Source organism: Gibbsiella dentisursi (assembly GCF_039539505.1).
GTDB lineage: Bacteria > Pseudomonadota > Gammaproteobacteria > Enterobacterales > Enterobacteriaceae > Gibbsiella > Gibbsiella quercinecans.
Genome location: NZ_BAABDG010000002.1, coordinates 446442 through 460792, shown reverse-complemented (window position 1 = coordinate 460792; position 14351 = coordinate 446442). Strand labels below are relative to the sequence as shown.

Here is a 14351-nt window from a genome sequence, read left to right as displayed (position 1 = left end):
GCAACCTAAATTTCATTAACACCGGTTCAACTGCTTGTTCTTCACGCGAATGAGCCCAGAAATCGGCCAAAAAGGCCAATATCCGGGCTCATTTTTACTGATTTAACTGGCGATGCGTTTTTTTGCCTGTTTGGCCGCATCGCTGGTTGGGTACTGTTTTACCACCTGTTGGAAAACGGCCCTGGCCTTATCGGCCTGCCCTTTTTCCTGCATGATAATCCCAACTTTATACATGGCATCCGGCGCTTTCGGTGATTTGGCGTAGTTCTTCACCACCACAGCAAAATAGTAGGCCGCATCGTCTTTTTTACCCTTGTTGTAAAACAACTGCCCCAGCCAATAGTTGGCGTTGGGCTGGTAGGTAGACTGCGGATACTGTTTTACGAAGGACTGAAAGGCCGTGATCGCCTGGTCATACTGTTTTTTTTCCAGCGCCAGCGACACAGCGGCGTTGTAATCGCTGTTCGCATCGCCCGTGCTGGCCGGGGCCTGTGCGCCCGAACTCGCGGAATCCGCATTAGCCGCAGCGGCACCTGCGCCTGCCGAAGCGGCAGGAGCCTGTGCGCCCCCTTGGCTAAGGCTGTCAATTTGCTGGTAGATCTGCTTCTGGCGTTCAACAACCTGATTCAATTGGTACTGGCTTTCTTGAATCTGCCCGCGCAGGGTGTCGATATCACGCTGGTTATCGGAGGCTTGCTGCTGAAGTTGGTTTAAAAGCTGGCCTTGAGCATTGGTGATACGCTCAAGTGAGGTGACGCGGTCTTCAACCGAGCCGGAGCCGACATTACTGATTGGCGCTTGGGCAGTAGCGGCCCATGGAGCCGCTACGCCAACCAGTAACGACAGACCCAAAAAATGACGTCTGAAGTTACTGTTCATGCGATTCTCTTAGTAAACCAGAACGGCACGACGGTTTTTAGCATAAGCCGCTTCGTCGTGGCCCAGTACTGCTGGTTTTTCTTTACCGTAAGAAACGATAGAGATCTGATCAGCAGAAACGCCTTTACCTTGCAGGTACATTTTCACGGCGTTAGCACGGCGTTCGCCCAGGGCGATGTTGTATTCCGGCGTACCGCGCTCATCCGCGTGGCCTTCAACGGTCACTTTGTAGGATGGGTTGTTACGCAGGAAAGCCGCGTGCGCATCCAGCATCTGAGAGAACTCAGAAGTGATGTCATACTTGTCCAGGCCGAAGTAAACAATGTTGTTCTTCTGCAGTTCTTGCATCTGCAGACGAGCTTGTTCTTCGGAAGACAGGTTGCTGCTACCGCTTTCCATACCAGTGCCGGCGCCAGCGCCCATGCCTGATTGGTCATTGTTAGCGCTTTTGTTAGAACTACAAGCTGCTACAGCCAGAACTGGCAGTGCCAGCAGAAGCCCTTTCAGCACTTTGTTCAGTTGCATTTCTTTGTTCCTTTTAGAGTTTGCCATACATATTTACACATGCATCACAGATACGGCGACCAGGCAGGAAATTTTACCTGTCCATCAGTTGCCGGAAGACGCGCTTTGAAACGCCCGTCGGTCGAAACCAATTGCAGCACAGAGCCCATACCTTGCGTGGAGCTATAGATCACCATGGTGCCGTTAGGTGCGATACTTGGCGTTTCGTCCAGGAAGGTATCCGTTAAAACTTGAACGGCGCCCGAACCCAGATCCTGTTTGGCGATATGCTGAACCCCATTGTTGGAGCTCACCATCACCAGGAATTTACCATCGGCGCTGACTTCAGAGTCCTGATTCTGAGAACCTTCCCAGGTCAGGCGCTGCGGAGCACCGCCATTTGCACTGATTTTATAAATCTGCGGACGCCCACCCTGATCGGAAGTGTACGCCAGCGACTGGCTATCCGGGAACCAGGTTGGCTCCGTATTGTTGCTGCGGCCATCGGTCACCTGAGTAATCTGCCCGGAACCCAGGTTCATTACGTACAGATTCAGGCTACCGGATTTAGACAGCGCAAAGGCCAGGCGGCTACCGTCCGGCGAGAACGCCGGCGCACCATTGTGGCGCGGGAACGAGGCAACCTGACGAATCGCACCGCTGGACAGCGTCTGGACAACCAACGCTGAACGGCCGCTTTCAAAGGTCACATAGGCCAGCTTGCTGCCGTCTGGCGACCAGGCCGGCGACATCAGCGGTTCCGGCGAACGGTGCACCGCAAACTGGTTGAAGCCGTCGTAATCCGCTACGCGCAGTTCATACGGGAACTTGCCGCCGTTGGTTTGAACCACAAAGGCGATGCGGGTGCGGAATGCGCCCTTAATGCCCGTCAGTTTCTCAAACACTTCATCGCTGGCGGTATGCGCAGCATAACGCAACCATTGCTTGGTTACCTTATACTGATTTTGCGCCAATACCGTGCCCGGCGCGCCAGAAGTGTCGACCAGTTGGTAAGACACCAGATAGCTGCCGTCGGCACCAGGCTGGATCTGCCCGACAACCACAGCGTCAATCCCCAATGCCGTCCAGGCTGCAGGGGTCACTTCAGACGCCGTAGACGGTTGCTGCGGCATGCGTGCGGCGTCAATCGGGTTGAATTTGCCGCTGTTGCGCAGATCGGCACCCACAATTTTGCCGATATCTTCCGGCGGCGTACCTGGGCCCGCCCATTTAAACGGCACCACGCCAATCGGGCGAGCGGAGTCGACCCCTTGGGTGATTTCAATGCGAATTTCCGCGTGCAGCACGGAGGCCCACAGTATTAAAAAACCTAGCGCTACTCGAAATGCCTGCTTCATCTCATCTCCCTTATCCAGACAGGATTGCCTGCGATAAATTAGCAGAATTTTAACAAACCAACACACACAACACTACATAATCCCTGCCAACACAGGGGGCAGACGGTTGTTCCCTTGGCCGTTCCAGCACTGTTGTCTGCTATTTACGCCGCTACTCTGGCTTGAACTCCAGTATAGAACTCTTAAACTGCTGATAGACAGCATCACTTGGCGGTTTCGGAATTCGTGCCAATTTTGCTGCCGATATTGCTGCCTGGCAGAGTGCCGGATCACCTCCAGCCGCAGTCACGCTGGTCAGGAAACCATCCGGCTGCAAACGAATGCGGAGATCACAAGTCTTGCCGACAAAAGATCCCGAGTCGTAAAACTTGCTCTGGATCGCTGCCTGTATCTGGCTCTTGTAGCCGCTGATATCCGCCCCACTGGCGCCCGCCGTTTTAGCATTGCCCTGGCCGGCCGGTTTACCGTCGCCTTTCTGAGTGGCGCCGCCACCCTTCGGTGCATTCTTGCCATCAGCCAAACCACCAAACAGTTCGTCGACGTCTGAAGACTGCTTCGCCGCCTCTGCCGCGGCTTTCTTCTTGGCATCTGCTGCGGCTTTCTTGGCTGCCGCAGCCTTCTCAGCGGCGGCGGCTTTTTTCGCGGCCTCGGCGGCAGCCTTCTTCTCGGCTTCTGCGGCGGCTTTCTTCTCTGCATCAGCGGCCGCTTTTTTCTCAGCGGCTTCTGCGGCCTTTTGCTCTGCGGCTGCGGCAGCGGCTTTCTTCGCCTCTTCCGCCTGCTTCTTGGCCGCTGCAGCGGCCGCAGCTTCTTTCTTCGCTTCAGCCTCGGCCTTTTTCTGTGCCTCGGCCTGCGCCTGGGCGATTTTATCCGCTTCGGCTTTTGCTTTAGCTGCGGCTTCTTCCGCCGCCTTTTGCTGTTGTTTGGCCTTCGCCGCGGCGGCTTCCGCCGCTTTCTGCTGCTCGGCAGCCTGCTGTTGTTGCTCCGCCGCCTGCTTCTGCTGCTCTGCCTGGGCCGCTTTTTCCTGGGCGGCCTTTTCCTGCGCCGCCAGGCGCTCTTGCTCCAGCGCTTTCAGGCGCTGCTGCTCTGCCGCCTGCTTCTGCTGCAGCTCTTCAGCCTGCTGTTCCGCCTTCTTCTGGCGCTGTTTCTCCGCACGCTGCGCATCATTGTTCTGCTGCTGCTGGCGATTGTACTGCTCGACCACCGCCCCCGGATCAACCATCACGGCGCCGATAGCGGTGCCGTCACCGCCGCCGCCGCCAGCGCTCATTTCGGCATTTTCATGCAGCGAGCCCCAGATCAACAGGGCAATCAATACGAAGTGCAGAACCACCGAAACAATAACGGCGCGGTTCAGCTTATCGTTTTGCTCAGTTGGTTTTACCAAAATAGAGTCCCAAAAACTGGTGCCTAAACGGGGTTCCCGCATCAGTTACGCAGGAACCGGGTGCCACTTGCCAGGCAGCTAGATAGGTTGAGTCATCAACCCAACCGAAGCCACGCCCGCCTGGTGCAGGATATTCAATGCCTTGATGATCTCATCATAAGGCACTTCCTTCGCCCCGCCGATCAAGAAGACCGTCTTCGGGTTCGCTGCCAGGCGTGATTTGGCCTCCGCTGCCACCTGCTCAGGCGGTAATAGCTCCATACGGTTATGGTCAACCACCATGGTGTATTGACCAACGCCTGAAACCTCCAGGATAACCGGCGGATTATCATCGCTGGATACCGTTTTGGAATCAGTGGCATCCGGCAGATCGACCTCCACACTCTGGGTGATGATGGGTGCGGTTGCCATAAAGATCAGCAGCAACACCAGCAACACATCCAACAGCGGAACAATGTTGATTTCAGACTTCAGCTCACGACGGCCACGTCTACGCGCCATGCTATCCTCCTACTTATTTGCTGCTGCTGGAGAAGGCCTGACGGTACAGAATGGCGGTAAACTCTTCCATAAAGTTGTCGTAATTCTGCTCAAGCTTGTTAACCCGCAGGTTGAGGCGGTTATACGCCATGACCGCCGGGATCGCAGCGAACAGACCGATCGCAGTAGCGATCAGCGCTTCGGCGATACCGGGAGCCACCATCTGCAGCGTTGCCTGCTTCACCGCGCCCAAGGCGATAAAAGCATGCATAATCCCCCATACGGTACCAAACAGGCCGATATACGGGCTGATGGAGCCGACCGTGCCCAGGAAGGGGATGTGGTTTTCCAGGCTTTCCAGTTCACGATTGAGCGAAATACGCATCGCGCGTGAAGCGCCCTCAATCACCGCATCCGGCGCATGGTTATTGGCACGGTGCAGGCGGGCAAACTCTTTAAAGCCGGCGTAAAAAATCTGTTCAGAGCCGGTCAGGCTGTCACGGCGCGCTTGGCTTTCCTGATACAAGCGTGAAAGCTCAATACCGGACCAGAACTTGTCTTCAAAGGCTTCGGCGTCGCGCGTCGCCGCATTCAGAATACGGGTACGCTGGATGATAATCGCCCAGGAGACTACGGAAAAACCTATCAAAACCAGCATGATAAGCTTAACCAACAGGCTCGCCTTCAAGAATAAATCTAGGATATTCATCTCAGTCACTGCTTAAACTCCGCGACAATCGACTTAGGAAGCGCTACCGGCTTCATTTGGTGTGGATCAATGCATGCAATCAACACATCGGCCTGACTCAAGAGAGTACCGTCAGAATTGACAATGCGTTGAGCAAACGTGAGAGAAGCCCCGCGTATCTGGGTGATTTCACTCTGCACTTCCAGCAGCTCATCAAGGCGTGCAGGATGCAGGTACTCCACCGTCATACGCCGGACCATAAAAGCGACGTGTTCACTGAGCAGTTGCTGCTGATGAAAGTTATGCTGACGCAACATTTCAGTGCGCGCTCTTTCAAAAAAGGCGACATAGCGAGCGTGATAAACCACGCCACCGGCATCGGTATCTTCAAAGTAGACACGCACCGGCCATCGGAACAACATATTACTCACTCTACTTCCCAGCAATGCAATTAACGCTGCTACTATACGCAAGAGAGATCGGGTTTGGAATGGGGTACCAGAGGGGGAATGCAAATAATTATGGGCCAAAATGGCCCATAACTCAGGTATTTCGAACAGATTATAAAGTTACGTAAAGTAATCCCGCGATGAGGATCACAATTGCCGGAAGTGGCGCGAAAAATGCACGCCAGAATGCGCGTTGCGGGCGGAAACCAAAGCCATGAACCACCCCGGCGCAAACGGCCCAAATCAGCAAAATACCCTGCCACACTTCAAACGCGCTGGTGTGTGCGGCAAACCGAGAAGGATCCCAGAACACACACCCCGCAACCACCAACGCCAGCACCAATGAGAGGGCCCGAACCGGGCCCTTATCGGTGATCGCATACAGCTTATCGGCTAACGAACCCATTACTTGCCGTCTTGCTGCGCTTTTGAATCTTCGCTGTGCTCAAGCGCCAGCGCCGTGATGATGCCGAAGGCGCAGGCAAGAAGCGTTCCGAGAATCCAGGCAAAATACCACATGGTTTAGCTCCTTTTCCTTAGTACAACGAGTGCTTGTTGCTTTCGATATAGTTCTTATCCAGGCGCCCGAACATTTTGTAGTACGCCCAGCTGGTGTACGCCAGAACGATAGGCACGAAGATCGCGGCCACAACGGTCATCACCTGCAGGGTCAGCAGGCTGGAAGTGGCGTCCCACATGGTCAGGCTAACGTTCGGGTTGGTGCTGGAAGGCATCACGAACGGGAACATGGTGATGCCCGCGGTCAGGATCACACAGGCGATGGTCAATGACGACGTCACAAACGCCAGCGCGCCCTTCTCCAACCGGGAGAACAGGATGGTAAACAGCGGCAGCACCACACCCAGCGCCGGCAATGCCCACAACAGCGGATATTTGTTGTAGTTGATCAGCCAAGCGCCAGCCTGATGGGCCACTTCTTTACGCAGCGGGTTAGACTCCGCCATCGTGTTCAGCGCAGAAGTGATTACATAGCCATCAATGCCTTTCACCAGCCAGACGCCGGCCAGCAGGAAGCAGACCGCCATGATCAGCGTCGCCAACTGTGCCGCGGCACGGGAGCGCAGGTGAATCTCACCGGTGGTGCGCATCTGCAGATAGGTCGCCCCCTGGGTAATCAGCATGGTCAGGCTGACGATACCGGCCAACAGGCCAAACGGATTCAGCAGTTGGAAGAAGTTACCGGTATAGAACAGTCGCAGATACTCATCCACGTGGAACGGCACGCCCTGCAGCAGGTTGCCGAAGGCCACGCCGAATACCAAGGCCGGCACGAATGAGCCGATGAAGATGCCCCAGTCCCACATGTTGCGCCAGCGGCTGTTTTCCAGCTTGGAACGGTAGTCAAAACCGACCGGGCGGAAGAACAACGAAGCCAGCACCAGGATCATCGCCACGTAAAAGCCGGAGAATGCCGCGGCGTAGACCATTGGCCAGGCAGCAAACAGCGCGCCACCGGCGGTGATCAACCAAACCTGGTTACCGTCCCAGTGCGGGGCGATAGCGTTGATCATCACACGGCGTTCGGTATCGGTTTTCCCGATCAGGCGCACTAAAATGCCAACGCCCATATCAAAACCGTCGGTGATAGCGAAACCGATCAGCAGCACGCCAACCAGTATCCACCAGATAAATCGTAGTACTTCATAGTCAAACATACGTGGACTCCTGTTTAACGTGCTTCCTGCAAGGCGGCAGTCGGTTGTTCAAAATGATAACGGCCGGTTTTCAGGCTGCTAGGGCCCAGGCGCGCGAATTTAAACATCAGATACAGCTCAGCCACCAGGAACAGCGTATACAAACCGCAAATCAGCCCCATGGAGAACAGGATATCGCCCGCCGTCAGCGACGAGTTGGCAACGGCCGTCGGCAACACCTCACCAATCGCCCAAGGCTGGCGGCCATATTCAGCCACGAACCAGCCCGCTTCCACTGCAATCCACGGTAACGGAATACCGAACAGAGCCGCGCGCAGCAGCCATTTTTTCTGGCCGATACGGCCACGCACGACGCTCAGGAAAGACAGGCCGATAATGATCAGCATCAGCACGCCGCAGGCCACCATGATACGGAAAGCAAAGTACAGCGGCGCCACGCGTGGGATCGAGTCTTTGGTTGCCTGAGCGATCTGCGCTTCCGTGGCATCGGTCACGTTCGGCGTATAGCGTTTGAGCAACATGCCATAACCCAGGTCCTGCTTGGTCTTGTTGAATTCGGCACGCACGTTCGGATCGGTATTGCCGGCGCGCAATTCTTCCAGCAGGTGGTAAGCGGTCATACCGTTACGGATACGCAATTCATGCTGCGCCATCAAATCTTTCAGGCCGGTGACCTGGGTATCGGTGGAGCGGGTCGCGATCAGGCCCAGCGCATAAGGGATTTGGATCGCGTATGCGTTTTCCTGTTTATCCTGGTTCGGGATACCGAACAGGGTAAAGGCCGCCGGCGCCGGTTGGGTTTCCCATTCGGCTTCGATCGCTGCCAGTTTGGTTTTCTGCACGTCGCCCATTTCATAACCGGACTCATCACCCAGCACGATAACGGACAGTACGGCAGCCATACCGAAGCTGGCGGCGATGGCGAAGGAGCGTTTGGCGAACGCCACATCACGGCCTTTCAGCAGATAGTAGGCGCTGATGCCCAGCACGAACATCGCACCGGTGGTGTAACCGGCAGCGACGGTATGCACAAACTTCACCTGCGCAACCGGGTTCAAAACCAGTTCGGAGAAGCTCACCATCTCCATACGCATGGTTTCGAAGTTGAAGTCAGAGGCGATAGGGTTCTGCATCCAGCCGTTAGCAACCAGGATCCACAGAGCGGAAAGGTTGGAGCCGAGGGCCACAAACCAGGTTACCGCCATGTGCTGCACCTTGCTCAAACGATCCCAGCCGAAGAAGAACAGGCCGACCAGCGTCGATTCAAGGAAGAACGCCATCAGACCTTCGATCGCCAACGGGGCCCCGAAGATGTCACCGACGTAGTGGGAGAAGTAAGACCAGTTGGTCCCGAACTGGAACTCCATGGTCAAACCGGTGGCCACACCCAGAGCAAAGTTGATTGCAAACAACTTGCCCCAGAATTTGGTCATATCTTTATAGATTTGTTTGCCTGACAGCACATATACCGTTTCCATAATTGCCAGCAGAAACGCCATACCGAGCGTTAGTGGAACAAATAAGAAATGGTACATCGCCGTTAACGCAAACTGTAAGCGCGACAGCTCGACAATATCAAACATCTTGACTCCTTGCTCCTCGCAGGAAGACTCCGACTTGCGGTTACCGGCATAGTGCCGCTAACGCCCCGCAGTGAATGCCCTAAAAACACAACAAATTGATCCAGCCTCTCCGCTTTCAACTACATGCTCAGGCCCGCGCATCACAACAGACACAAAGCACAACACTGAAAACCGACAGCGGGTAACAAATACAACAAGATCGCCCATGCCTGAATACAGAATGGATGATACTCGCCCAATCCCACACAATAAATAGGTTTTTACGTGACGTGGGTTAGACTTTTGGCTATAGGTCAAAAGACAGCCAAAAGAGACGCTCAGGCTTAATTTGATCTGGAACAATTTAAGCCTATCTGGCTTTTATTTCCAGATTCATCACACTATTTCGCATAATTTTCTTATGACATGTTAATCAATGAGTTAATTGTTTTTCCATCATGTTCATTATGTTAATTTAATGTAGCATAAAAGGTGGGTGTTTTTATTTTTACCAACTTATAACACGAAATATATTAACCATTTATTTCCATATATCGAACACAGTGATTTAAATCACAAAATTGATTTTCTACATTAATCATAGCCGTTTTTTCTGCCGCCGAGACAATGCTTTTCCCTTCACGCCATACCCGGCGCCCAACCGCACGACGACACCCCTGTACACCAGACACGGCTCGGCGCCGATGCCGTTTTTGAGCGGCACAATCCCCCAACCGCTTGCAACATGGCGAGACGCTGGCCGGCAGGTAATGAACGGAGGCAACCGAGAGAGAGCGGCATGGCAAATGCCGCGTGGTAATTTAGCTATTAATAAACCAGCGTTGAGATGCAATCACGATTAATAAACGCAAAAAGAAATAAAAAAATAACATTTGGCATCATTTTAATTAACTGCGTTACTGGAATACATTACGGCGGCTCGCAGGATAAAAACGCCGCTTGTGCCGGCGATTTGCCTCGCAGGCAATAATCATAAAAAAACCACCTAAACGGGTTTCGTTCAGAAACGCATGCCTGCCAACGACAGGCATGCGCCATCGTTTTTCAACGGCGGGTTTTACGGCGGCGGTGCATACTCAAGCCGGCCTGACGCCAGGCCGGGCCCACTGCAGAAGGACAAAAAACAGCCCGACCACCAGCAAGACCACCGTGGAAGCCGCCGCCAGCGTGGGCGTAATCTGCAGCAAAATATCGTCCCACATCTGTTTCGGCAGCGTGGTTTTCAGCCCGCCACCGATAAACAGCGCAATGGTCAACTCCTCGAAAGAGTTCAAAAAACCAATAACCAACGCAGCGGCCAGCCCTGCCTTAATCGAAGGTAGCGTCACCCGCCACAACACCTGGCGTTTATTGGCCCCCAGGGTTGCGGCGGCCTGATCCAACCGCCAGTCATGCCCTCTGAACGTCGTCAGCAGGATCACAAATACCATCGGCAAAGCAATGACGATGTGACCAATCGCGATCCCCAGGTCAGTCGCAACCAAGCCGATCTGCGCGCACAAATAGAAAAGCACAATGGCGATGACGATAGCCGGGATAATCATCGGCAGAATGAACAGCAGAAAAACCAGCCCGGATGCCCGGCTGTCCGAACGGCTGATACTGAATGCGGCCATACCGGCAATCACCGTGCTCACCAGCGCAACCGCCAGCCCAATCATAAAAGAACGCAGGGTTGCTCCCATCCACAGCGGCGAATCGAAATAAACCTGGTACCATTTCAGGCTGAAGCCGTGAGGGGGAAACGAGAGAAAATTGCTGTCGGTGAATGAGATGGGGATCACCGCCAGTACCGGCAATACCAGAAGCGCAATCAGTACCCAACAGAACGCGCTCAGCAAACTCATTTTAAGCCAGCGCCCCGGCCCCCGCTGATATAGCTTATCGAGCACCGCGGAGCAGCATGCCAGCACTGAAATCAGCCCTAACCCCAGGCGCCGCAAGATACGGTGATGGAATGAAACATTTCTGTTGCTCCCACCGGCAAGTGATGAAAGGCCAAAAATCAGATCGTAGATGATGCAGTTGATGATGGCCGCCAATACCAGAATAACAGCCAGCGCACAGCCCAATTGCCAGTTCTGTAATTGGTTGATCTGCAAAATAATCATTTGCCCCAGCATCATCTCCCGCGGGCTGCCGAGAAAGGTTGGGGTAATAAAAAAGCCAAGGCTGCTGATAAAGATCAACAGCCCGGCGGCGGCGACGCCGCGCATGGAGAGCGTGAAATAAACGCGCCAGAAAGTATGGGCGCGATCGGCCCCCAACGTCGCCGCCGCCTTTTGCAGATTGCGATCAATCTGGTTCATCACCGGAAGCAACGTAACCACCCCGAGCGGGAGCAAGGTATGAACCATCGCGAAGATCACGACCCCCCGATTAAACAACAGACTATCGCCGCTAAAACCGAGAGCGCTTAAAAGATGGGCAACCACCCCATTGCGCGCCAGAAGGATCAGCCAGGTAAAGTTCTTGACCAGCGTGCTACTCCAGAATGCCAGTAATATCAACAGTGACAGTATCTTCTGGGCGCGCTCGGGAAGGTTAGACAACCAGTAGGCCAATGGATACCCCAACAACAGGCTGAATACGGTTGTCCAAAACGCAATATCAAACGTGTTCATCAGAACCCGCTGGTAAACGCCATGCGTAAAAAAGCGCTCAAACCCGGCTAAGGAGAACTGCCCTTGATTGTTGACCACGCTGAGCATAAAAATTTTAAGCGACGGTATTATCAGGAACAGGAGAAGAAACACAATGCCGGGCAGGGCCAGCCAAAGCGGGCCCGGGCGCCAGAGTTTCCATGCCCAACGCGATTTACGGGTCACTTCTGTCAACGTCGTCATAACGAACATCCTTCAAAGTCATCTCTCGGCGTGATGTGCTACCCGTTAGCGCTTATCGCCGGCGGCAACATGGCGATTAGCGGGGCGCGACAGGTTAAGGTGTTCGCGCAGAGTGCTGCCTTGGTACTGCTGGCGATAAACGCCGCGTGCTTGCAGAACCGGCACGACTTTGCTGACAAAATCCTGCAAATCATCCGGCAAGGTATGGAAGCTCAACATAAAACCATCCGCCGCATCGCTTTCCATCCACGTCATCATATGATCGGCAATCATCGCCGGCGTGCCGCACAGCGAGACTTTGCCTCGTTCGTAACTGGAATAGAGCTGCCGGAGCGTTAAGCGCTGCTCGCGGATCATCTCTGCAAGCTGGTTGAAATACGCCTGATGAAAATTGGCTTTTTTCGGGATCATCTCGACGGGTATCGGTTCATCCAATGGCAGGCTGCTTAAATCGGCTTCCAGATCGGCACTCAATCGCATTTTCCCCACGTCCGGGTGGATCATATCCTGCAGTTGCTGAAATTTATCCTGAGCTTCCGCTTCGCTATCGCCCACCACCACGGAAAGGCCGGCCAGGATCTTCAGCTCATCGGTATGGCGGCCAAACTGCGCCATACGCCCCTTCAGGTCGGCATAAAAACGTTGAGCGGCTTCAAGGGTAGGATCGGAGGCGAAGACCACCTCTGCGGTTTCCGCCGCCAGCGCTTTACCCGCTTCGGAAGAACCCGCCTGGATAACCACCGGCCGCCCCTGGGGCGTGCGCTGGATATTGAGCCCGCCATAAACCTTAAAATATTCGCCTTTGAAATCAGTGATATGATATTTTTTTGGATCGAAGTACAGGCATTCGGCCTTATCATAGATAAAGGCGTCGTCTTCCCAGGTATCCCAAAGGCTTGCCACTATCGAGTAAAACTCGCGAGCCCGGGCATAACGCGCATCGTGCGGGGGTAATTTATCCAGCCCAAAATTTCGTGCCGCGTAGTCATTCGCGGAGGTCACGATATTCCATGCCGCACGCCCCTTTGACAGATGATCGAGAGAGGCAAACAGGCGGGCAATATTATAGGGTTCGTAGAAACTGGTGGATGCGGTGGCCCCCAGGCCAATATGCCGCGTCATACCGGCGATGGCGGTTAATTCCGTAATGGGTTCAAGCCGGTTCATGTAGTTTGGGTAGCGGCTATGTATATGCAGGTTTTCAGTGCAGGTGGCCGGCGTATCAGCAATAAAAAACAGATCGAACAGCCCTTTTTCCGCCGTAAGCGCTAACTGCTGCAGGTAATGAATATTGGTGGCGCCGCCGGCAGGCGCACTGGAATTTAACCAGGCGGCCAAATGATCGCCGTAAGGTTGTGCCAGCAAGCCCAGATGAATTTGTCTGTTGCGCATATATCTTGCTCCTGAAGTTAATTAAGGTTAGGCGCCGATAAGCCATTCCTGAAAACGTTCATTGGCCGCGTCATAGTTCTTGCCCCACCAGGCGTCATCCTGGCGAACAAGCCCCTGGAGATTTTTCGGGTGGGTTGCAAGCTGCTGCGCGGCGGCAGGATCCATCATGGACAGCGCCTTACTGTTACTGGGTCCATTACTGGTCAGCGCGGAATATTCAGCCTGCCGATCGGGCCGCATACAGAAACGAACAAACTGCTGAGCCTGCTTGAGTTTCGACGTGCCTTTGACGATGGCCCAGCCATCAACGCTGTATGTCCCCTGCCAGACAATGCTCACCGGGGCACCGGAATGTATCGCCGCAAGCGCGCGCGCATTCCAGGTATCCGACAGATCGACTTCGCCGCTTTGCAGCAGTTGGGTGTTCTGGGCGCCATCGGACCACCAGACATTGATATGATCGCGAATTTTATCCAGTGATTTCATGGCTCTGTCGATATCGATGGGGTAAAGGTCGGCGGGAGCAACGCCATCGGCGAGCAAGGCGGCCTCGAAGGTGCAGGACGGCGATCGATACATTCCCCGCCGCCCTGGAAATTTTGCCACGTCCCAGTAATCGCGCCAGTTTTGCGGGCCATTTTGTGCGAACTTATCCGTGCGGTACGCCATAATGGCGGCCCAAACGGAAAAGCCAAACCAGTTGGCGGTCAACATCCCGGGCAGGATGTCTTTTCCATCCGCCGCATCAATTTCTAGCGGCTCGATATAGTTTTTCCCTTCCGTCAGACGCAGCACATTATCGGGCGTCACCAGCGCGATGTCCCAGATGTGGGAACCGGAATCCACCGCCAGTTTAAATTGCGTTACCGCATCTGATTCATGAGCCACATTGGTGACATGAATGCCGGTTTCTTTTTCAAAGGGATCATAGAAAGCTTTACGCAGGGCCGGTGCAACGGAACCACCATAATCCGCCACCACCAGGCTTTCCGCCGCAAAAGCCCGGGGGAGCCATAATGAAGGAAAGGCCAGTGCAGCTCCGGTAACGCCCATTGTTTTAAGAAAACCACGACGACTATCTTGCCTTTTAAGCATGACTCAGACTCCATCAT

The 14351-nt window shown here is 54.3% G+C and carries 14 protein-coding genes; all 14 read right to left on the bottom strand.

Features of this window, described 5'->3' with window-relative positions; translation table 11 throughout:
* Positions 1 to 102: 102 nt before the first annotated feature.
* On the bottom strand, positions 103 to 879 hold the full coding sequence (gene cpoB / locus ABFX35_RS02540; RefSeq protein WP_095845418.1) for a cell division protein CpoB: 777 nt from the start codon (positions 877 to 879) through the stop codon (positions 103 to 105).
* A gap of 9 nt (positions 880 to 888) precedes the next feature.
* Positions 889 to 1404, bottom strand: a complete 516-nt coding sequence (pal, locus tag ABFX35_RS02535; protein WP_095845419.1) for a peptidoglycan-associated lipoprotein Pal — start codon at positions 1402 to 1404, stop codon at positions 889 to 891.
* Positions 1405 to 1448: 44 nt separating this feature from the next.
* A complete protein-coding gene (tolB, locus tag ABFX35_RS02530) occupies positions 1449 to 2741 on the bottom strand; it encodes a Tol-Pal system beta propeller repeat protein TolB (protein WP_279026438.1) in 1293 nt (430 codons plus the stop codon).
* A 151-nt stretch (positions 2742 to 2892) separates the two neighbouring features.
* Positions 2893 to 4125 (bottom strand): cell envelope integrity protein TolA, encoded by a 1233-nt coding sequence (gene tolA / locus ABFX35_RS02525; RefSeq protein WP_279026436.1) that lies wholly within the window; start codon positions 4123 to 4125, stop codon positions 2893 to 2895.
* Between the two features lie 78 nt (positions 4126 to 4203).
* Positions 4204 to 4626: a colicin uptake protein TolR gene (gene tolR, locus ABFX35_RS02520; protein WP_095845421.1), complete on the bottom strand. Its 423-nt coding sequence runs from the start codon at positions 4624 to 4626 to the stop codon at positions 4204 to 4206.
* 13 nt (positions 4627 to 4639) lie between these two features.
* Entirely contained in the window at positions 4640 to 5314 is a 675-nt protein-coding gene (gene tolQ / locus ABFX35_RS02515) for a Tol-Pal system protein TolQ (protein WP_346078983.1), read from the bottom strand.
* 5 nt (positions 5315 to 5319) lie between these two features.
* Entirely contained in the window at positions 5320 to 5724 is a 405-nt protein-coding gene (gene ybgC / locus ABFX35_RS02510) for a tol-pal system-associated acyl-CoA thioesterase (protein ID WP_279026430.1), read from the bottom strand.
* Positions 5725 to 5854: 130 nt separating this feature from the next.
* On the bottom strand, positions 5855 to 6148 hold the full coding sequence (gene ybgE / locus ABFX35_RS02505; protein ID WP_279026428.1) for a cyd operon protein YbgE: 294 nt from the start codon (positions 6146 to 6148) through the stop codon (positions 5855 to 5857).
* Complete coding sequence (gene cydX, locus ABFX35_RS02500; RefSeq protein ID WP_021805265.1) at positions 6148 to 6261, bottom strand: cytochrome bd-I oxidase subunit CydX; 114 nt, start codon at positions 6259 to 6261, stop codon at positions 6148 to 6150. Before cydX ends, ybgE begins: the two co-directional genes overlap by 1 nt.
* Positions 6262 to 6278: 17 nt before the next feature.
* Entirely contained in the window at positions 6279 to 7418 is a 1140-nt protein-coding gene (cydB, locus tag ABFX35_RS02495) for a cytochrome d ubiquinol oxidase subunit II (RefSeq protein WP_279026420.1), read from the bottom strand.
* Positions 7419 to 7432: 14 nt separating this feature from the next.
* A complete protein-coding gene (gene cydA, locus ABFX35_RS02490; protein WP_279026418.1) occupies positions 7433 to 9001 on the bottom strand; it encodes a cytochrome ubiquinol oxidase subunit I in 1569 nt (522 codons plus the stop codon).
* Between the two features lie 1076 nt (positions 9002 to 10077).
* Positions 10078 to 11847 (bottom strand): ABC transporter permease subunit, encoded by a 1770-nt coding sequence (locus ABFX35_RS02485; RefSeq protein ID WP_346078979.1) that lies wholly within the window; start codon positions 11845 to 11847, stop codon positions 10078 to 10080.
* 45 nt (positions 11848 to 11892) lie between these two features.
* On the bottom strand, positions 11893 to 13239 hold the full coding sequence (locus ABFX35_RS02480; protein ID WP_346078976.1) for an LLM class flavin-dependent oxidoreductase: 1347 nt from the start codon (positions 13237 to 13239) through the stop codon (positions 11893 to 11895).
* A gap of 27 nt (positions 13240 to 13266) precedes the next feature.
* A complete protein-coding gene (locus ABFX35_RS02475; RefSeq protein ID WP_346078975.1) occupies positions 13267 to 14334 on the bottom strand; it encodes an extracellular solute-binding protein in 1068 nt (355 codons plus the stop codon).
* Between the last annotated feature and the right edge of the window lie 17 nt (positions 14335 to 14351).